The sequence below is a fragment of the Ochrobactrum sp. SFR4 genome (assembly GCF_019730395.1).
GTDB lineage: Bacteria > Pseudomonadota > Alphaproteobacteria > Rhizobiales > Rhizobiaceae > Pseudochrobactrum.
Genome location: NZ_JAAPBB010001110.1, coordinates 1 through 249 on the forward strand (window position 1 = coordinate 1; position 249 = coordinate 249).

The window sequence follows — 249 nt, forward strand, 5'->3', positions numbered from 1 at the left end:
CCCGGTCAAAGTGCCCTTGGATGAACCCGCAACAGAGAGCATCAGAGCACCGCTTTGACCATTCAGACTAAAGGAAAACTCGGCAATATCGCTCTTGTCAGCATTCGCCGCTTTGCCGCCGGATTTAACCCGACTACCGCGCGCTTTTTCAACTTCTGCAGCTGGCTGTTTCGCATCTGCTTCACCGGCTTGCTCTGCATTGTCACCATCACCGAATAAATTAACCGCATTAACGAGCAAATCGAGCTT

The 249-nt window shown here is 51.4% G+C and carries 1 protein-coding gene; it reads right to left on the reverse strand.

Annotated elements, in window-relative coordinates:
- Positions 1 to 249: hypothetical protein (locus tag HBA93_RS22480; protein ID WP_221724714.1), on the reverse strand; the 249-nt coding region annotated here is incomplete at both ends.